We start from the raw sequence: 321 nt of genomic DNA, 5'->3' as shown, positions 1-321 counted from the left end.
GCACCTGCAATGACTACGCCATCCACGCCCTGATTAAGTAGCATCGCAAAACGCTGAGCCAATTGCTCACCGTCTTTGCCGCCGTGTAAAAGAAAGACCATCCGACCCTGTGCTTCTAATGCTTCCGTCAGGCCTGCCGTCAGTTCAGCATAAAATGGCGCAGACAGATCGCGCACAATCAGCCCGACCACACCACTCTGACCGCCACGCAGCACCGATGCCTGACGATTACGTACGAACCCCAACTGCTCAATGGCTGCGTTTACTCGCTCCCCGGTTGCGGATGAGATACGCCCTTTTCCACTAAGCACCAATGAGACT

Annotated in this window: 1 protein-coding gene; it reads right to left on the bottom strand. The window is 55.1% G+C overall.

Annotated elements, in window-relative coordinates:
* Positions 1–321: LacI family DNA-binding transcriptional regulator (locus tag FDX22_RS27325; RefSeq protein WP_146718064.1), on the bottom strand; the 321-nt coding region annotated here is incomplete at both ends.

Source organism: Citrobacter sp. TBCS-14 (genome assembly GCF_005280805.1).
In the GTDB taxonomy this organism is placed as follows: Bacteria; Pseudomonadota; Gammaproteobacteria; order Enterobacterales; family Enterobacteriaceae; genus Citrobacter; species Citrobacter gillenii.
Note: the sequence above shows the minus strand (reverse complement) of the source record. Positions and strands in the feature narration are given on the sequence as shown.